A 17,961-nucleotide genomic window follows, 5' to 3' on the forward strand; every position below is an offset into this window, starting at 1 on the left:
TCGCAATCCGGGTGGGGGTAATCATCGGCGCCGATCGTGACCCCGCTCAATTTCCATTTCGTATATGTAAATCAATGGATTACGCAGCAATTGCATGAGGGTCAACCTTCGTTGCTGATTCACACTCAGGCTGACATCGCCTCCGCCCTGAACATCAAACAGCCATCGGTGTCGAAGATCGAGAAGCAGGCCGACATGTATCTTTCGACCCTGCGCAACTACGTCGAGGCGATCGGCGGACAATTGGAACTGACCGTCAAACTGCCGGCCCGCCCTGCCCTCAGGCTTCAGAGCCTCGGCGACGTCGCCACAACCGCCGATGCGTCATCGACGCCGATCGTCGCCCGGCGGCACACAAGGCAGCCACCTCGCAGCCCCTTTGTGAGACCGTGCGCGCCAGCCTTGGCCGTCATGTATGCGGGGGAATGACCGGTCCCTCACTGCTCCTCCCGATTAGCGCTGGTCTGCCATTGGAGGACGACCAGGAAGGCCCAACCTCCCATCGCACGTCCAGTGCCTAAGTCTTCCTCAAGAGTTCCGCCGTAACCATACGCGCGAAATAACCAGCTCGACCTTAAGCAGAAACCATGGCTGCCACTTGAGCGCCATTCAATCCAGACAGATTCACCCGAAAATCGCAAGTCAGTCCTGACCGTTCGAACGTCAGGACGATTTGGCCTGCCGAGTCGGAGGCGAATATGCGCTCCAGAAGCAGCGTGCCAAACCCCTTGCGCTCGATAGGGCCGACGGTTGGGCCGCCCGTCTCTCGCCATTCGAGTTCAAGTCGGCGTTGCTGTTTTTGACCAACAAGCCTCCAGGATATCGAAACCCTGCCCTTTGCATTCGACAGCGCCCCATATTTGATTGCGTTTGTCGTAAGTTCATGAAGCGCGAGAGCAAATGAAAGGGCGACGTTTGGCGGAAGCCAGACCTTGTTGCCGCTGATTTGAAAGCGCTCGGTCGGTGCATGCGGCTTGATCGACGCTGTGATCAGATCATTGAGATCGGCACCGCTCCAGTTCTGCTGCGTAAGGATGTCGTGCGCCTTTGCCAGCGAGATGAGCCGGCTGGACAGGGTCCGTCCTGCTTCGGGCAACGTCGTAGCGTTGCGGATCGTCTGGCTTGCGATGGATTGGACCACCGCAAGCGTGTTCTTGACGCGGTGATTCAGTTCATTGACCAGCAATTTGCGGTGCTCTTCGCCGCGTTTACGGTCAGTGATGTCCAGGCTGATTTGCACGGCGCCAATAATGTTACCGCTTGGGCTGCGGATCGGACGCGCGCTCGACAGCAGGAAGCGCTCCACGCCTGATGGAAGGGTGTAGGCGAACTCTTCGTTGTCGGTCAGCTCTCCGCGCATTGCCCGGCTTAGAGGTCGGTCTTCACGGCTTACCGTGTGGCCGTCCTTGACTGCGATGGTGTCGATCACCAGATCGGGCGTCCCAAAGGATTTACGGACGTCCGTCGGCAAACCCATGAGTTCGGCCGCGAAGCGATTGCGGATCACCTGAAGCGCTTTCGGGTCATAGGTAAACCAAACCGCCGCTGGTACCGTCTCCAGCACCGCTTCCAACTCATACCGGCGTTCGGTGATGGCACGCTCTGCGTCAACCAGGGCCTGCGCGATAGCAGCGAACTCGGTAACCGAGGTTGACATCGGTTCAACGGTACGGCCGTGGCCCAGCGCCTCAGCGCGAGCGGCAAGGTCGGCGGTCGCTCCAGTGAAGCGCTTTCCAACGACGTACCCGAGGGCGATTGACACAAGAAGCGCTAGGAGGCCTATCCCGCAAATTGCCGCGAGGGAGCGCCACAGCGGCGCCTGCACCTCCGAAAGCGGCATGTTTGCGGTATAAAACCAATCGGAATATGACGATCGGTAGTAGCCTGCCAGCAGCGTGGTGCCTTCGTAGTTGCGGGATGTGAAGCTGCCGGAGCGGCCAACGATTTTTTCAAGATATTCTGGCAATCCGGGCTTGCCGGTCATCTCCTCATGCGACCTGGAACGTGCCACGTAATTTCCGTCGCGATCTCCAATACCCACCGTCCACCCCTCAGGCACAGCAGGCATCATCACATCGCGAATGCGCGCGGTAGGGACAGAAATCGAAAGGACCAGGTCTTCGCCCGTCGGAGCCGGCACCTTTGTGACAACGGCGATGCGGTAGGTTTTGGAATCCTTGCTGGCGAAGACATCGCTGACAAAAATGCCAGACGCTCTGAGTTTCTCCCGATCCGCCGCCGACATCGGTTCGACCGGCGGCAGATCCGCACCGTACCCGATCTCTGTATTCAACAGTTGATTGCGCCCTAAATCGCGCAGGACAATGATCCGGTCCGTCCCTTCGACCAGGTTGAGCGCCTCGCCGCGAAAGGCCTCCAGATCGCCACTAGCGAGAGCAGCCGATTTCGACAGGCCGTTGAGAGTCGTTTGGAGATTGGCTAGTTCGCCCTCGACTACGAGCGAAACCTGCCGGGCGGTCTGCAGTGCATCCTGCTCGAAGCGGGATCGCTCATGCAGCGCATATTGGACCAGCAGATAGGCCGCGAAGAGCCAGACGGGTATCACCGCGGCGGCGATCAGACCAAGCAGGTGCGATCGAGCTGATCGACGAGGCAAATCTATTTCCCCTGCCGCCCCAGAAAACTCGCCAACCATAATCGCACGCCGGGGAACAGCAAGGGTTAGTTGATGCGAACCGTTGCAACGGCGCCGGTGACTGTTGACGATGCGGCTGCCAGCGAAGGGAACCAGATCCGCTGTGCCGCGTCATAAAAGCTGGGTCCCGTTGCAGTCCAGGGAGTGACATCGATGATCAGGCTCCTTCTTGTCGTCGCCGCGGCGTTCGCCCTCGCATGCGGCGGGGCGGAAGCGGCCAAGCTGGACCTGACCGCGGTCAATCAGGCCCAATTCGCCGTCGGCGAACCGAAGGGCGTCAATCCGGCCGTTCTGAAGGCGCAGATTCTTTTGGATCGCGCCCGCTTCTCGCCGGGCCCGATTGACGGCCGCCTTTCAGGTGGTGCGTATTCCGATCTACGGCAGCAATGGGGTGAGTATCGCCTGCCGCAAGCGAGAAACTTTTAGAAGTCGCTAATGTTCCATCGGCCCCTGCCTTCGATCGAAAGTCGGCTTCCAGTCGCGGTTGCGCTCCCGTTGCTGGCCCTCGTAATCGGGAATGACGGTGAAGAAGGCGGGCCGGCGGTCGCGGCCGGCGGTCTTGCATGATGCGCAGCCGAATAGCCCCACCAGGTCCCAATGCATGGAACCATGGTCAGGCCCGAGCTTGTCGATCAGCGCCTGGATATCGAGCTTGGTCGACTTGCAGCACATCGGGTGCCGGCAATTGACATAGACGGTTTTGCGGGCGGCCAGGGTGTCGGCTAGGGTCTTGGACATGGCGAACTCCATTGAAGGGGTCGCCGCAACGAAGGATTATATTCCTGATCTCGATGGCGCCGGCAAGGGGGACTTGGGTGTCGGAGACGGTCCGTACCTACGCAGTGGGTCGCCGGCAGCTTCATGCCCTTTGGCGCCGGCCCTGAATGCTCCTGGACTTGCATCCACAGCCGTTCGCGCATTTCCCGGTTCAGCGTGACAAAGGCCGAGCCGACGTAGCGGCCGGTGTCGCGCCCTGCCATCAGGGCTTCCTTCTTATTGATGATGCTGTGTTTCAGCTGGCAGTTGTATAGTGGTCTCGGTCATTTCAGTGCGATAAATTCGGGAAGCAAGGTTCGGGTGCCACGGGAGGGTGTGCCATGCGAGAATTGCCATTCGACATCGATGCAGATGCCGTGATTGAAGTGGGCCGATATCTGGATGATCACGCGAAGACCACCGCAGTTTCGATATCTGAAGCGCTCCGTGTAATCAGGCGTCGCGTCAACAAATCGCGCGCCGGCGACAGCGGTTTGGAGGAACTGATTGTAGAAAGCGCCGCAGCCAGAAAGCTTGCCCTCTTGTTGGACAACCACAATTAAGGGGCGCCGGCTTGCATCGTATTCCTAGCTAGAACACAGGCGGGCGCCAGGACGCGCAAAGGCGCTTCGGCGGCGCAGGAGGAGCGGCCGGCGGAAACGCGCGCTGGTGAGGCTCTATGCAGTCGGTCAACTCGCGCACCAGAAGCATGGCGAGTCATTTAAATTAGCGACGGAACCCTTCCCGGATGGTCGCGTTGCCACCGTTAGATGGATTCTGCAAATGGCCGACGAACAGGACAGAACACCCAGTGTGCCTGACAACTCTGTTGTTCGGCGCTTGGTTAGGGAGGCGCATATCACCGAAGAGCAGGCCCGCGAGCTTATCGCCTTGTTGGGGTACGATTGGCGTTCGCTTATGCGAGAGGCCCGTTTCCTAACCCGAAAACGCTAGTCCCCGCCTGGTGCGGCTCTGGCAACGTTCCAAACACTGATCGACGAGAAGATGACGTCGCAAGCGGCCGGATATATCTTTCAGCCGACGGAACGTTTGTACCCGCCCGCCGTTATTTCCATGGTCCCCGCCTAGGGATCATAAAGGGCCTTGCCCCTCTTGGCCTTGGTTTGAGTCCGCTGTCTCCCGGAAGTGTCCAGCCTGCGCAACGTTCGCGCTTTTGGAGCCGTCGACAGCGGACCCGACGCATTTTACGCGCCTTCCGGGAGAGGTAGGCCCGCCCGCCTTTGGATATGGGTCTTTCTAACCCCGAAGCATGGAGCCGGAGGGTGCCGAAGAAAATAGCGGCTGGACCGTTCGAAGAGAAAGGCGATCGGTACGCACTCAACGTACTCGTCGATGCTCCACCGGTTCTGGGTCGGAGAGCCTCTTGGTGTTTCCAGAAAATCCAGTCCGCGGTAAGATGAGACAGAGGGGCATGCACCAACCTCAGAAAGGGAGGTCCGCCATGAAAGTCAGAGACGCAATGCACAAGGGTGTCGACTGGGTCAGCCCCGAAACCGCTGTCACCGAACTGGCGAAATTGATGCGAGCCGAGGATATCGGTTCGATTCCCATCGGAGAGACGACCGGCTGATCGGAATGGTGACCGACCGCGACATTGTCTGCAAAGGACTGGCGGAGGACGGTTTCGACAGCCGCACCGCGACGGCGCGCGATGTCATGACGACCGGCATTCACTGCTGCCGCGAAGACGACGATCTGGCCAAGGCCATGCGGCACATGGAGGAACTGAAAATCCGTAGGTTGCCGGTGATCAACAAGAGTATGCGGATGGTCGGCATCCTCAGCGTCGGCGACGTCGGCCAGTCGGCGCCGAGGGAACTTATGTCCGAATACGTCAAGACCGTATCCGCCCATCACCACTGAAGGGCGGCTACGGTCTTGACGGATAGTCGATATCCGTCGGGCTTTGCCCATGCTCTCGATCGAAGACCTCAACCGTAAGCGCTCATTTCCATGCGCGTTGACGCGGCCCGTTTGACCGGGGTCGTTGTCGGCCAGTTGCATCGGATCAAGTAGCGGCGGTTTTGGCGAAGTTGAATGGCAAGAGATCGGTGATGTCGGCATTGTCCGCGCGCTGCGGCAATTCCGTGAGGACGTGGCGCAAATAGGCCAAGGGCTCGATGCCGCATGCTCGGCATGTCAGCATGAGGCTGTAGACGACGGCACTGGCCCTGGCTCCGTCCACAGTGTCGCTGAACAGCCAACTCTTTCTTCCAGTGGCAAAAATCCTGATGTCGCGCTCAAGCAGGTTGTTGTCGATCGGCATCCTGCCGTCTTCGGTGTAGCGCGTCAGGTACTCCCACTGGTTCAGGGTGTAGGACACGGCGTCGCCGATCTTGCTGTCGGGCAGGACCTTCGGGGCTATGTCGTCGAGCCATGCCTTGAGAGCGTTCATGATGGGGACGCTGTGTTGCTGGCGGAAACGGCGGATGCATTGATGTCGCGTTTCGCCCTTGTCCGGCTTTTCGTTGCGCGTCTGGCTTTCAATCCGGTAGAGCTTTTCGAAGAACTTCAGCGCCTGCTCCGGCGGGCCGCCGCCTTTCTTTCTGGTCTTCAGTGCATCGACGAAGCGACGTCTGGAATGGGCCATGCACCCCAGATGGGTCGCTCCTGCCAGCGTGCGCCAGGCGGTATAGCCATCGCTCATCAGGATGCCGCGGTAATCACCGAGGAAGGCCTGCGGATAGATCTGGCCGCGGCCGGGCTGATAGTCGAGCAGCACGATCGGTTCGTCGCTGTCCTCTCCACTCCGATACGCCCACATGAAGGATGTGCTGGTGGCTTCCCTGTCCTTTTCCTTCAGGACCTGGACCGTCGTCTCGTCACCATGGATGAGCGGTTGTGACCGAAGCCGTAGCTTCAGGGCATCATAGATGCGGGAGAGATGCCTCTCGCTCGATCCGATCACCCAATGGCCCAGAGCGCCGCGGCTGACGGGAACGCCGGCACGCTCGAAGGCCTGGGCCAGACGGTAGAGCGGCGTGCCATCGACATATTTGTGGACGAGCGCAAAGGCCAGCGTCGAGGCCGTGGCGATGCTGCCCGGCAAGGGCTGCGCGGGCATCGGGGCAATGACAACAGGCGTATTGATGCCGGTCCGGTCGCAATGGCGGCATGCATACTTGAACCGCACATTCTGCAGGACCTTCGCCTTCACCTCGATATGGAGCTGCTCGGTGACGGCCTCACCCATGCGATGCATCTGGTGGCGGCAGCAAGGACAGGCCTTCTGACCGTCGGCAAGGTCATACTCGACGCGCTCGCGCGGCAGGTGTTCCGGCAGAGGCTTGCGGCCACGCTTCTTTCCCTCCGGCTTTTCGGTGGACGGAAAGCCGGTGTCCGGCAGGTCGACGACATTGCCATCTTCGCTGCCGGCGTCGTCTTCATCGGCAATCTGTTCGGCTTCATTGAAGAGGCGATCAACGTGCTTTTCGCTCTTCGGCGCAAAACGATGCAGCCGCGCTAGCGCCAACTCTTCCTCGAGCTTGGCCACGCGTTCTGCGAGCTGGCGGTTCTGCGCCTGCAGCGCAGCAATGCGCGCCATCAACTCCTCAACAGTCGGTTCGCCAGGTCGATTCATCGTAGTTTTGAATCTGAACCGCACCGACGCGTCAACCGCACAATTCGGGAGCCGTCAGCCCGCAACCTGATATTGCCGCACCGGATGGCGCACCATTGCGTCGATGTCGATGCCGTCGAGAATCCAATGGAGCTGCTCGGTCGTCAGCGTAACCACCGCCGTCTCCCGGCGCGGCCACCGGAACTTGTCCTCGGTCAGCCGCTTTAGAACCAGCACGAAGCCGGACCGGTCAAAGAACAAGAGTTTCATCCGGTCGCGACGGCGATTGCAAAAGGCAAAGACCGCAGGCGCAAACGGGTCGAGCTCCATCACCTCCTGAACCAGGACCGCAAGGCTGTTGATGCCGGCGCGGAAGTCGATCGGTTCGCGATGCAGGTAGACTGTCAGGTCAGCGCCCAGTCTGAACATGACCCAGTGCTCCGATGATCGCCGTCAATGCATCCACATCACCGCATTCCAGCGTCAACTTCACGCCGTTCGGCAAAGACGCGCTCACCTTGGCTGGGAGTGGCGACGACTTCGACAGCCGCTCTTCACCACGCGTGGCAGGCCTCTCTACCGAATTGCCCTGCATAGGCAGGCTGTACTCCGCGGCGCTGACTTGAACTGGAATGAACGCCGACGGCGCAGGTGGCGGCAAAGCAACGGCGTCTTTGGTCGTCTTTATCCACTTCCTAAGAAGGTTGGCATTGATCCCATGTTCAAGCGCAAGTCCCGATACCGACACGCCAGGCTCAAGGCAGGCCGCAACGAGCCGCTCTTTTGACGCCGCGTCGTACCGCCGGCGGCCGTTACGCAAAATTCGCCTCACCAGCAGTTTCTGTTCATCGTCCTCAATCACGTGGTGTCCACCTCCAAAGTGGACACTTCATGCCAAAACACGCTCAATGGAAAAAGGTGCAGAGAAATTCGCGCTTTCCCTCAACCGGCAGAAATGTCCGGTCCTCGTGGCCAAGCTCGACCGCCTCGCGCGCGACGTCGCGTTACTGCCGACTTGATGGCCCAGCGTGTCGTTCATCGTCGCAGAACTCGGGGCCGACGCCGACCCTTGATGCTACACCTCTACACCGCACTGGCTAACTAGGAAGGAGCGCCGGAAAATTTCCGAACGGATTCGGGCCGAACTGGCAGCCCGGAAGCAGCGTGGCGAAAAGCTGGGTGATCCACGAAATGCCAGCGATGCGGCTGCGACTGGTCGCCTGGCCCAGGTTGAGGCGGCGAGCAGTTCGCCCAAATCGAGTTGCCGCAAAAACCGCCCCGGTTAGACCGGGACGGCTAGGGTATTATGACGAAACTGGTTGCGGGGAGGCGCAACCACCGATACCGACATTCGCTGATCGTGGCCATCTGAATGGAGAATTCGTCTCGAAGCAAAACAGCACAATAATCCTGGTGCACAACCATCCCACTCATCCTATTTCTATCACGTAGGATCACGCTGTTACACATTGAATCATCGACATTTTTTACTTGTCGAACTCCCGGATATTGTGGCAGGCTGGGGCCTGTTTTAAGGGGGACTGCAGCCCTTGTGATCCCGGTCGCCGACCCCTGCTTACCCGTCTGACGACCCCACTTGAGAGCCGACAGGAGAGCCCTGTGCCTAGCCTTACTGATGGAGAAATTCGCCGGGCATTGAAGCAGGTGGAGCAAACCGGAAAACAGCTAAGCCTCGTCGATGGCGAAGGACACGGCACCGGCCGTCTTGTCTTGGTCCTAAAGCCTATGCCAACGCGGGTCACTCTGATTTTGCCCATCTTTGCTTGCCATTAGCGCCCCAGCTTTCCCTGGTGGTCGGCTCGAAGAGGATTAAAATATCTTGGACGCGATGTTGCATCCGATCCAACCTTTTTACAGAACACGCGCGACAGCCCGCAGGTCAATTCCTTTTTCTTCCTTCCCTGACAACTAACATGCCGTTGCCACCGGCGCGCCGAGCCATTTATGCAAGCTCGTCACGAAGATGTCGCAGTCGAGCTTTCGGAAGCTGAGCGGCATCTGGGCGAAGGTCTGCGCTCCGTCGACCACGGTGATGATGTCATGTTCGCGTGCCAGGGCGCACAGATCCTCGACCGGCAGAAGCCGGCCGTTCCAATGGTACATATTGCCGACATCGCGCCCAATCTTCCACATCGTCATCAGCTCGTCCTGCGCGAATAGCCGGAGAACTAGGCGAATAAATGCCACGGTGAATGCGGCCAACCACTCATACCCGCGGATACTGCTGCCCGCGCGCGTGAGGGAACCCTCAACGTGTATGCACCGTTAAGACGATTGCCAGGGAGAATCGCCATGAATAGCGCGGACCCGACCCACCGAATTCAGCCTGAAGTGCGCGCCGCAATTAGCGCCTTCCTCAACGAGGTCCAAAGAGACCCGAAATCATTTGCTCTCTCGGAAGCCCTAGCAGCAATAAGACAGATCTTTCCTGAACTGGAAATCTCCGACGCCGATCTTGCCGACGCCATCGCGAGCGAAGCTCTATCGGCTGGCGTCGGCATCGAGTTCGACGTGCTTAAGACGCGTAAGGCGCTCGAACGGAGGGCGATCGAGCGATGGGAGAATGAAGGCGGCGCTAGCGGAAGGAAGAAGAACACAGATCGGGCTCAAAGCGACGCGGCGCATCGAGCTAAAACCACTGACACCAATGGCACGAGGCGACGGGCAAACGAATCTAAGGAGCGGCATCGGTTGATCTAGCCAAGTCACTTCCTTAAGCCGCCTCTTTCTTCCGCCGGCGTTCGTTGCGCTTGGTAGCCAAGGGCGGTCGCCGATCAAGAACTCCATCAACGCAATAGCGCCCCGTGTCTGACTCGAACTACCTCACTCTTTAAGACGTCATCGCTCACTATCGCGGACAGTTGAGCGAAGAGACGCTTCGCAACTGGCGTTGCATGTGGATCTTCAGCTCAGCGTCGTAGCACTGGGCGAGCGCGTCTTCGTACTGGGCTCATATGCTCAATAAAAAGGCCGGTCTCGATTTCCGCCAGCCAGCTTTGCGGGCGGCCGCTTCAGAGCAAAACCACCGCTCCCCCTTCCAAAGGCTTATACGTGTCTGCCAGTAGTATTGCCGGGGAACATGGTAGATGCGCTCGCCTGTGTTGTAGCTGATATTGCCCTTGACGTTGCAGCCTACGAGAGGTGGGCCGATTTCAAGGGTCAGCAAGCCGGCCAGGAATGCGCCGCCCGCAAAGATGGACACCCACCACGACGGGTTGCCAGAACGACGACGGCGTTTGCCGGCGGTACCCTTGCGCCACTGTCCAGAGCGATTGTCGTAGGGGTGCTTGTCCACGCCCCTCTTCCCCCAGGGCAGAATGCGACCTCTTGCCGTTTGGAGTCCAGATGCGGCTAGTTCACCGGCCTTGTGGAGCGCCAATGCTTGAATGTGGCACCGTGCTTTCATCCCCTACCGCCCTGAATTCCTGTATGCTTGGCGCAAAGGAACGACCAAAAATGGCCTTCACTGTCATCTGGTACGGAAGACAGGGCATCGTCGACAAGGAGACGTTCGACGCCGAGAAGACTGCGAAAGACCATGCAATCTCGATGTTCCAGACCCGAAAAGGTGACGATGGAATCGTCGCCGTTGAAGTTCGTAACGACAACGGCGCTGTGGTCTTTAGCCATGCGGAGAGCTAGCGATGGCCATCCGGTCTCGCGCAGTCGCTACCCAACCGTAGGGGCGGCTTCACCGGCCCCGTAGAGCCCTACAAGATCCAAGGGGCGGTCTGGGGACTTCCTTCACCGTTTGCAGAAGCACCTGATTCAGAGCCACCTGTGCACGGTGGCGATCTGAACTGGACGAAATTCTCGGCTACTCTGTTAGCTTGATTTGCCTGCCGGCTGAATGTCGACTTTGACCCAAGCGGACATCGGTACTCATGCCACGACCACCCTACGCGGTCGCGACGCACCACCTCCACGATGCGGCATTGGGGCGGAGAGCCAGCGGTCGGCCTCAATATGTGCTTAGGCTCGGCGATCACGACTCACCGATGTCGACGACGGTCGCTAGGTCGCAGATCATCTGAGAATGGAACATCACGGGCCGGCCGTCCTACGGATCAATTCCGAAGGAATGCGTCATGACGGGCTCGAAGGCGCCGAGCGCATCCTGCTCCGCGTTGAGCTTGTCCCAGTCATCGTAGCGGTGCTCCCCGCTTGCCTTGTCCATCTGCTCCCCATCCGCCGGCTATCGCAAAATGACAGCAAGGGCGGCAACGGCCCGGCTACCACAGTCGAATACGCGCCCGGGAGCGGTCGACCCGAACTAAGCGCAAGACAGGCATATGTTTCGCAGCTAATGTTCCAGCGCTGCAGGGAGACAACGGCCGATGAAGAGCCAAGAAATTCTGGCCAGCACCACCCATCTCGGCCCGGTTCATCTGCGCGTCGTGGACATTCCAGCCGCCTTACCGGTCTGGCGTGACGTGGTCGGCCTCTCGACCCAGACCAGGGACGGCGGGATCGCCGAACTCGGGGTCGACGGCAAGATCCTTATTGTGCTGCACGCCGGGGCAACAACCGTCCTGCCGTCAAAGTCCCGCGATCTTTTTCATGTCGCCATCCATGTCACGACTCGGCAGACGGTGAGGAACTGCCTCACGATGAATGCCCCATGGCCATTACCCTGAAGGAAAACCGTCCCGTCCGCAATGTCGAGGCGATTGCTCAATGCCCGGACGGATCGTTCTTTCGGTTCCTGCCCTTTCCGACACCGCTGCGTGACGCCGAGGGGAATCTGACCGGCGGCGTCAATATGCTCCTCGACCTCTCAGACCGCAAAGCCGGTGAGGAGGCGGCGCAGCACTTGTCGGCGATCGTGGAGTCATCCTTCGACGCGATCGTGAGCAAGGATTTGAATGGCATCATCAAAACGTGGAACAGCGGCGCACAGCGTCTTTTTGGCTACCGGCCGGAGGAAGCTATTGGCCAAAATATCACCTTGCTCATTCCTCCCGAGCATCAGGATGAGGAGCCGCGGATCATCGAGCGCATCCGGGCCGGTGATCGGGTCGAGAGCTTCGAAACCATCCGCAGGCGCAAAAACGGTGAGCTGGTGCCGGTGTCCCTCACGATCTCCCCGGTCCGCAACGCCGCCGGCCGCATTGTCGCGCTTCGAAGATTGCCCGCGACATCACGGCCTCCAAGGAGAGCGAGCATCGCATCCGCATGCTGATGCGCGAGGTCAACCATCGCGTTAAAAACCAGTATGCGGTGATCCTGTCGATGATCCGTTAGACCAACAAACGCTCGCAGACACCAGATCAGTTTGAAAGACAGGTCAGGGAGCGGATTATGGCGCTCTCCCGCTCCCACGATTTGCTTGTATCAGCCGATCGGAAGGGCGCGACGCTGAAAGACCTTCTTGAGGTGCAGGCCAAGCCCTTTCCGCGCGGCGAGTTGATCGCCATGGCGGGACCCGACCTGATCCTCAGTCCCAATGCCGTGCAATACCTCGGCATTGCCTTCCATGAGCTATGCACCAACTCGGCCAAGTACGGCGTCCTCGCCGGTCACCGGGGATTGTTGCAAGTCACATGGGACATCGAGACCGTCGGGGACCTGCGGCTCTTCAAGCTGGAATGGCTGGAACGCGACGGGCCAAGCATCAAGTCCATCGGCAAAGCCGGATTCGGCAGCGTCGTTCTCAAGCGGGTGGCCCCCCAGGCTCTTAGCGGCGTTGGCGAGATGAAGCACGCGGAGGGAGAAATCGTCTGGCGTCTGAACGCGCCGCTGTCGTTCGTGAAGGCTGGAGCGCGCGAGGACCAAACTGTACGCGCAACCATCCCTTGAACGGTGCGCTTGCCAAAATGCCAACAACCGGAACATTGGAGGTCCTCGCGCATTGCCAATGGGCAAAGTCGCCGCTCATTGCCAACGGTCTCAAAATGCGACCCGTGATCAGAGATGGATGGGACTTGGTGCGAGAAAGCGTCGTTGGCTTTGTCAACGACAATGCACTTAGCCATGGCGCGGCAATGGCTTTCTACGGAACCACATCGTTGGCGCCAATTCTCCTCATCGTGGTCGCAATCGCAGGGCTCGCTTTCAGTCATGAAGCAGCCCAATTGGCTTTGTCTGCCCAGATCTCGGGCTTGATGGGTCCAGAAAGCGCAAGTCTCCTTCAGACCGCGCTCGAGAGCGCATCCGGCAAATTATCGGGGACCTGGGCAGCGGTCATCGGCATTGTCACCTTGTTCGCCACCGCCTCCGGGGTATTTGGCGAAATGCAGCAGTCGTTGAACACAATATGGAAGGTCGAACCCAAGGGCAGTTCGTTGTCGCGGCTGGTGCGCGCACGTGCAGCAAGTCTGGGTTTGGTCGCTGCACTCGGTTTCATGTTGCTCGTATCTCTCGTTGCCAGCGCAGCGATCTCGGCGCTGGGCAACATCATCAACGCTCACATGCCGTTCGGCACAATCGTCCTCGGCTTGATCAACGCGGTTGTTTCGTTTGCCCTGATCTCAGGGATGTTCGCTGCCATTTACAAAGTTTTGCCCGATCGAACCCTCGAATGGCGCGATGTGGGGATTGGTGCTGTAGTGACCGCTGCCCTGTTCACGCTCGGAAAATCGCTTATCGGCTGGTATATCGGCTCCAGCGCGATCGCGTCCTCATATGGGGCCGCCGGCGGCCTGCTCGTTATACTACTATGGGTTTACTACTCATCGGAAATTTTCCTTCTCGGCGCGGAATTCACTCGCGCCTATTCCGTTCGACACGGCAGCAGGTCTGATCTGGACGCGCTGGTTCACAGTGCTTTGCCTGCAAAACACGTCGTCCCATTTCGCGCAGAGCAAAAGTCCAACTCTGCTGGCGTTGTCGCGCTGATAGCGATGGCGTGCGTGAGTGCAATGATGACCATCTTTACGCTGGGTCCTCGGCGTCGCCCGTAAGTTCAAAGCCGGAGAAGTCTCATGACAGTCAACTATACCGAGGAGCACATGATCGATCGGAATGCGGTCCGGCACTCGATTTCGACGGACGCTGTTCTACAGGCTCAACTCCCTGGCTGTTGAGATGAACATAAGGCGTTCGGATCTGGACCGGATCGTGCTGCGCGAGTGGCGGGAGACCAACAACCCCCATTTGCAGATGCGAAAGATCGGCGAGGCAGGGAAGTGGTACACATCTGTGCTGCCGCGGTCAGATCAGTCATTTGGCAGTGACATGCGAGGCCAATACCAGGTCTTGAACCGCCTTTCGTTACACAAAACGTTGCACACGGGCCGAAGATTCTCTAAATATGTGTTTGTTAACAAAGGGATGTGGTAAGGTAATTCGGTCTCCAAATCACGGACTTCTCGGCTCTCCCACGGCGACGTGTACATTTAGAGCGGCAACGCAAACCCCTGTCGCGCGTTGTTCGGCAACCACATAGTACAGCGGGGGGCTTCATGAATTCTCAGGCGTCGACGCGGCCAATCGTGAAGGCGTTGTTGTTTTGTGCGCTCGGCCTGGTCGTGCCGACCGCTAGCTGGGCGGCGGAAGCGGCCGCCGCCGGCGCCAAGACGTCTGGTATGGGTGGTTCAGCCGAAGGCACGTTCGTCGCCGAAATCGTTCTCCTGCTCCTGGTCGGGCGTGGCCTGGGCGAGCTGCTGCAGCGCTATGGCCAGCCGGCGATCATGGGCCAGCTGATCGGCGGCATCCTGCTCGGTCCTTCGCTGTTCGGCTGGCTGTGGCCGTCGGCGCAGCATCTGATCTTTCCAAGCGACCCTGCACAGAAGGGAATGATCGACGCCGTCTCGCAGCTCGGCATCCTGATGCTGCTTCTGCTGACCGGCATGGAAACGGATCTGCGGCTGGTGCGCCGGGTTGGCGCGGCCTGTTTCTCCATCTCGGTCACCGGTGTCGTCGTGCCCTTCATCTGCGGCTTCGCCCTAGCACAATTCCTGCCGGACAGTTTGCTGCCCGACCCGACACAACGCATCGTCGCTGGCCTGTTCCTAGGCACCGCACTGTCGATCTCGTCGGTCAAGATCGTCGCCATGGTGGTACGCGAGATGAACTTCATGCGCCGCAACCTCGGCCAGGTGATCATTTCCTCGGCGATCATCGAGGACACGATCGGCTGGCTGATCATCGCCGTAACCTTCGGCATCGCCACCAACGGGAGCCTGCAGCTTGTGCCACTGGTGACCACCGTTGCCGAGGTTGCGGTGTTCATGGTGTTCTCCTTCACCATCGGCCGGCGCCTGGTGTTCACCTTGATCCGCTGGACCAACGATGCCTTCCGCAGCGAATATGCGGTGATCACCGTGATCCTCATCATCATGGGGGTGATGGCGCTGATCACGAATCTGATCGGTGTCCACACGGTGCTCGGCGCTTTTGTCGCCGGCATCCTGGTCGGCGAATCGCCAATTTTGTCCAGCCACATCGAGGGTCAGCTTCGCGGCGTTATTACCGCGCTGTTCATGCCGATCTTCTTCGGCATGGCCGGGCTTTCGGCCGACCTCACCGTGCTCGCCGATCCAACGCTTGCGATGCTGACGGTTGCACTCGTCGTCATCGCCAGCGTCGGCAAGTTCAGCGGTGCGTTCATCGGCGGCAAGTTCGCCGGCATGTCCTTCAAGGAAGCAACCGCCGTCGGCAGCGCGATGAATGCGCGTGGCTCAACAGAAGTCATTGTCGCCAGCATCGGCCTGTCGATGAACATCCTGTCGCACAACCTTTTCACCATGATCGTCACCATGGCAGTCATCACCACCTTGGCCATGCCACCGATGCTACGCTGGGCGCTTGGCCGGCTGCCGCTCGGCCAAGACGAGAAGCAGCGCGTTGATCGCGAGGCGCTGGACGAACATGGCTTTGTCTCCAAGCTGGAGCGGCTCCTCGTGGTGGTCGATGACAGCAGAATCGGCAAGTTCACCGCCTATCTCGCCGGGCTGGTCGGCGGCAGCAGTGGCATGCTGACCACTCTGCTGCACCTGAAAGACGGCCGGATCGACAGGCCGACCGACACAAAGGGACCGGAGGGGGCTCTGAGGGAAATCAAAAAGGGTGCGGAAAAAAGCGCCCAGGCCGTAAAACGGACCGAAGACACGCTGGTCGACAAGGTGCACCTGACCGCGCGCACGGAATCCCAGGCGACCGGCGAGACCATCGCCGAAGAGGCCCTCAAGGGCTACGGCATGCTGCTGGTCGGCCTCGACAATGTGCTGACGGAAAAGGGCTCGTTCACGCCAGCACTCAACGACATCACTGGCGGGTTTGAGGGTCCGCTTTGCCTGATCCTGAATGGCGGCGAGACCGCCGACAAGATGCCGACTTTCAAAGCCGGCACCAGCATTCTGGTGCCTGTCAACGGCACGGAAGTGGCGCGTCGCGCTGCCGACTTCGCATTGGCGCTAGCCCGTCCAAACCGGGCGCGGGTCAAGGTCCTCTACGTCTCGCAAGGCGCAACCAGAGGCCGCAAGCCGACATCCGTTTCGCATCGGCGCGAAGAGGCCGTGCTCAAGGATATCGCCGATCTCGCCGCTCGTTACGGCGTGCCTGTCGACACCGCGATCCGCACCCGCGCAACGCCCGACAAGGCGATCATCAGGGAGGTGGCTAGCGGTGCGGCGATGGTGGTGATGGGCGTCACCCAGCGCCCGGGCGAAGAGCTGTTCTTCGGCGACACCGCCAGCGCCGTTCTTGCGGCCTGTAACTGTCCAATTGTGCTTCTGGCCAGTGAGCGCATCAAGCGCACTATCATCACTGGTGCGGAGCCGGTAGCCGCCTGACATTGAAGCAAATTCACAAACAATGTGGACAAACTGCCATCTACCGTGATGATCATATCCCATTTCGTAATCGAAGGGAGAACCGCAGCTTGGTTTTTGGCCTTGGCGCCTTCAAAGAACACGGACCGGAATCACGTCAAAGCGCACTGGTCTCGTGTGCGTCGAGACGCCGTCAAACCCAATGATCCGCGTTGTGGGGCGGATGCGGTCATGCATTCGGCGACAAAGTATATTGGCGGCCACTCGCGCAGCACCCTTCGACTGTTGGTTGGCACTCCGAGGGCTGCAGACACGCTGCCCTTGTGTTTCTGGACCAGTGGCGGCCGACCGAGCGGCGACGAATACGGGACCTTGCCGATCCGCATGCCCGCTCATTGGGAAGGCGCCCAGAAGGTTGCGCAGGCCCTGGCGTCTCATCCACGCGTCGAGAAAGTGCTCTTCCCAGGCCTGCAAGATGATCCGGGACACGAATCTGGCTACGCGGCAAATGAGCGGTTAGGGAGCGATGCTTTCCTTCATCGTCGAAGGTGGAACCGATGCCGCGATGGCCGTGGCCAGCCGCCTCGAGCTTGTCGTCCGGGCGACAAGCCTGGGCCGAACGCATTCCCTGATCGAGCATCGCCGGTCCGTCGAGGGTCCCAGGTCTAGAGCTCCAGGCGGCTTACCGAGAATGTCTGTGGGCCTCGCGCACCCTCAGGATGGAGGCCCTCAATACGACGTCTGGAGGTGTAGTACCCGAAATGAATCAGGGTGAGAGGCCAGCGAAAGATCCAAGATGCTCGACCACCTGTACCCCCTGCTAATTGCTTATCCGAGCGGCGCGGCCGGCCGCCCGTCGTACACCGGAATAGCGCACGGCATTCCTGCCGAACCTCCCATATGAGTAGCGAGCTCCCGCGTGCTGAGATGCCCGCCGCCGTTCAGGATGGAATATCGACAGGCTCTAATCTAAACCGCGCCCAGAAACGGACAGCTTTTGATCGACGCCGCCCAATGGCGAAACATCGGATTTGGCCAGCACCCCAGCTGTCCTGGCAAAGCCGGCAAATGCCTGTCGCCCCTGTTCGGTTGTCATCTGCCCGGCGATTGCGGCATTGCAGCTCCTCAATGCGCAGCAGTATACCGGTCCCCGACGGGCCTTCGGCCATTGATTCAAGAATACGAGCGCCTCCCCGCACCGAATTGATGTCGTGTCTCACGTCATTGGTCTTAAC

Annotated in this window: 19 protein-coding genes and 2 pseudogenes; 13 read left to right on the top strand and 8 right to left on the bottom strand. The window is 59.6% G+C overall.

All coding sequences use genetic code 11. The annotated features are described in order from the left end of the window. Nucleotides 1-36 precede the first annotated feature (36 nt). Nucleotides 37-429: an XRE family transcriptional regulator gene (locus HB778_RS31505; RefSeq protein ID WP_432421214.1), complete on the top strand. Its 393-nt coding sequence runs from the start codon at nt 37-39 to the stop codon at nt 427-429. Nucleotides 430-574: 145 nt separating this feature from the next. On the opposite strand, the gene HB778_RS31510 is transcribed toward HB778_RS31505, so the two are convergent. Continuing rightward, nucleotides 575-2,656, bottom strand: a complete 2,082-nt coding sequence (locus HB778_RS31510) for a sensor histidine kinase (protein WP_183459604.1) — start codon at nt 2,654-2,656, stop codon at nt 575-577. A 153-nt stretch (nt 2,657-2,809) separates the two neighbouring features. Here HB778_RS31510 and HB778_RS31515 point away from each other — a divergent pair, with 153 nt between their 5' ends. Continuing rightward, a complete protein-coding gene (locus tag HB778_RS31515) occupies nt 2,810-3,082 on the top strand; it encodes a hypothetical protein (RefSeq protein ID WP_348524645.1) in 273 nt (90 codons plus the stop codon). A gap of 6 nt (nt 3,083-3,088) precedes the next feature. On the opposite strand, the gene HB778_RS31520 is transcribed toward HB778_RS31515, so the two are convergent. Then, nucleotides 3,089-3,394 carry a hypothetical protein gene (locus HB778_RS31520; RefSeq protein WP_183459606.1) on the bottom strand — a complete coding sequence of 102 codons (306 nt, stop codon included), beginning with the start codon at nt 3,392-3,394 and terminating at the stop codon, nt 3,089-3,091. Between the two features lie 359 nt (nt 3,395-3,753). Between HB778_RS31520 and HB778_RS31525 the strand changes: the two genes are divergently transcribed. Both HB778_RS31525 and HB778_RS31530 read left to right on the top strand, forming a co-directional pair. Then, nucleotides 3,754-3,975: a hypothetical protein gene (locus tag HB778_RS31525; protein WP_183459608.1), complete on the top strand. Its 222-nt coding sequence runs from the start codon at nt 3,754-3,756 to the stop codon at nt 3,973-3,975. Nucleotides 3,976-4,874: 899 nt separating this feature from the next. Then, nucleotides 4,875-5,296, top strand: a pseudogene (locus HB778_RS31530) (CBS domain-containing protein). 145 nt (nt 5,297-5,441) lie between these two features. Here the strand turns inward: HB778_RS31530 and tnpC are convergent. Genes tnpC through tnpA form a run of 3 tightly spaced genes read right to left on the bottom strand, consistent with a single transcriptional unit; the run spans nt 5,442 to nt 7,851 of the window. Further along, a complete protein-coding gene (tnpC, locus tag HB778_RS31535; protein ID WP_183454979.1) occupies nt 5,442-7,013 on the bottom strand; it encodes an IS66 family transposase in 1,572 nt (523 codons plus the stop codon). A gap of 54 nt (nt 7,014-7,067) precedes the next feature. Beyond that, nucleotides 7,068-7,421, bottom strand: coding sequence for an IS66 family insertion sequence element accessory protein TnpB (gene tnpB, locus HB778_RS31540; RefSeq protein WP_183454978.1), 354 nt, complete (start codon nt 7,419-7,421; stop codon nt 7,068-7,070). Beyond that, complete coding sequence (gene tnpA, locus HB778_RS31545) at nt 7,402-7,851, bottom strand: IS66-like element accessory protein TnpA (protein WP_183455045.1); 450 nt, start codon at nt 7,849-7,851, stop codon at nt 7,402-7,404. Before tnpA ends, tnpB begins: the two co-directional genes overlap by 20 nt. Before the next feature lie 761 nt (nt 7,852-8,612). Here tnpA and HB778_RS41865 point away from each other — a divergent pair. After that, nucleotides 8,613-8,756, top strand: a pseudogene (locus tag HB778_RS41865) (site-specific integrase); the annotation flags it as partial. 165 nt (nt 8,757-8,921) lie between these two features. Here the strand turns inward: HB778_RS41865 and HB778_RS31550 are convergent. Continuing rightward, complete coding sequence (locus tag HB778_RS31550) at nt 8,922-9,152, bottom strand: aminotransferase class V-fold PLP-dependent enzyme (protein WP_244661696.1); 231 nt, start codon at nt 9,150-9,152, stop codon at nt 8,922-8,924. A 153-nt stretch (nt 9,153-9,305) separates the two neighbouring features. Here HB778_RS31550 and HB778_RS31555 point away from each other — a divergent pair, with 153 nt between their 5' ends. Continuing rightward, nucleotides 9,306-9,713: a hypothetical protein gene (locus HB778_RS31555; protein WP_183459610.1), complete on the top strand. Its 408-nt coding sequence runs from the start codon at nt 9,306-9,308 to the stop codon at nt 9,711-9,713. Nucleotides 9,714-9,963: 250 nt separating this feature from the next. Here HB778_RS31555 and HB778_RS31560 read toward each other — a convergent pair whose 3' ends face one another. Continuing rightward, nucleotides 9,964-10,308, bottom strand: coding sequence for a sunset domain-containing protein (locus HB778_RS31560; protein WP_244661697.1), 345 nt, complete (start codon nt 10,306-10,308; stop codon nt 9,964-9,966). A gap of 161 nt (nt 10,309-10,469) precedes the next feature. On the opposite strand from HB778_RS31560, the gene HB778_RS31565 reads away from it, so the two are divergent. The 7 genes from HB778_RS31565 (at nt 10,470) to HB778_RS43545 (ending at nt 17,395) form a co-directional block, all read left to right on the top strand. Then, the gene (locus HB778_RS31565) at nt 10,470-10,655 is read left to right on the top strand and encodes a hypothetical protein (protein ID WP_111549063.1); all 186 of its coding nucleotides are present in this window, start codon (nt 10,470-10,472) and stop codon (nt 10,653-10,655) included. Between the two features lie 695 nt (nt 10,656-11,350). Continuing rightward, nucleotides 11,351-11,650 carry a VOC family protein gene (locus HB778_RS31570; RefSeq protein ID WP_244661698.1) on the top strand — a complete coding sequence of 100 codons (300 nt, stop codon included), beginning with the start codon at nt 11,351-11,353 and terminating at the stop codon, nt 11,648-11,650. After that, nucleotides 11,635-12,195, top strand: coding sequence for a PAS domain-containing protein (locus tag HB778_RS41870; RefSeq protein WP_244661699.1), 561 nt, complete (start codon nt 11,635-11,637; stop codon nt 12,193-12,195). Before HB778_RS31570 ends, HB778_RS41870 begins: the two co-directional genes overlap by 16 nt. 119 nt (nt 12,196-12,314) lie before the next feature. Beyond that, nucleotides 12,315-12,812: a sensor histidine kinase gene (locus tag HB778_RS41875; protein ID WP_244661700.1), complete on the top strand. Its 498-nt coding sequence runs from the start codon at nt 12,315-12,317 to the stop codon at nt 12,810-12,812. Next, entirely contained in the window at nt 12,809-13,915 is a 1,107-nt protein-coding gene (locus HB778_RS31580) for a YihY/virulence factor BrkB family protein (RefSeq protein WP_432421215.1), read from the top strand. Before HB778_RS41875 ends, HB778_RS31580 begins: the two co-directional genes overlap by 4 nt. 501 nt (nt 13,916-14,416) lie before the next feature. Continuing rightward, a complete protein-coding gene (locus tag HB778_RS31585) occupies nt 14,417-16,747 on the top strand; it encodes a cation:proton antiporter (RefSeq protein WP_432421216.1) in 2,331 nt (776 codons plus the stop codon). 210 nt (nt 16,748-16,957) lie between these two features. After that, nucleotides 16,958-17,395, top strand: a complete 438-nt coding sequence (locus HB778_RS43545; protein WP_183459612.1) for a PLP-dependent transferase — start codon at nt 16,958-16,960, stop codon at nt 17,393-17,395. 295 nt (nt 17,396-17,690) lie between these two features. Here the strand turns inward: HB778_RS43545 and HB778_RS31595 are convergent, their stop codons facing one another. Continuing rightward, a complete protein-coding gene (locus tag HB778_RS31595; RefSeq protein WP_244661701.1) occupies nt 17,691-17,903 on the bottom strand; it encodes a DUF982 domain-containing protein in 213 nt (70 codons plus the stop codon). Nucleotides 17,904-17,961 lie beyond the last annotated feature (58 nt).

Source organism: Mesorhizobium huakuii (assembly GCF_014189455.1).
In the GTDB taxonomy this organism is placed as follows: domain Bacteria; phylum Pseudomonadota; class Alphaproteobacteria; order Rhizobiales; family Rhizobiaceae; genus Mesorhizobium; species Mesorhizobium huakuii_A.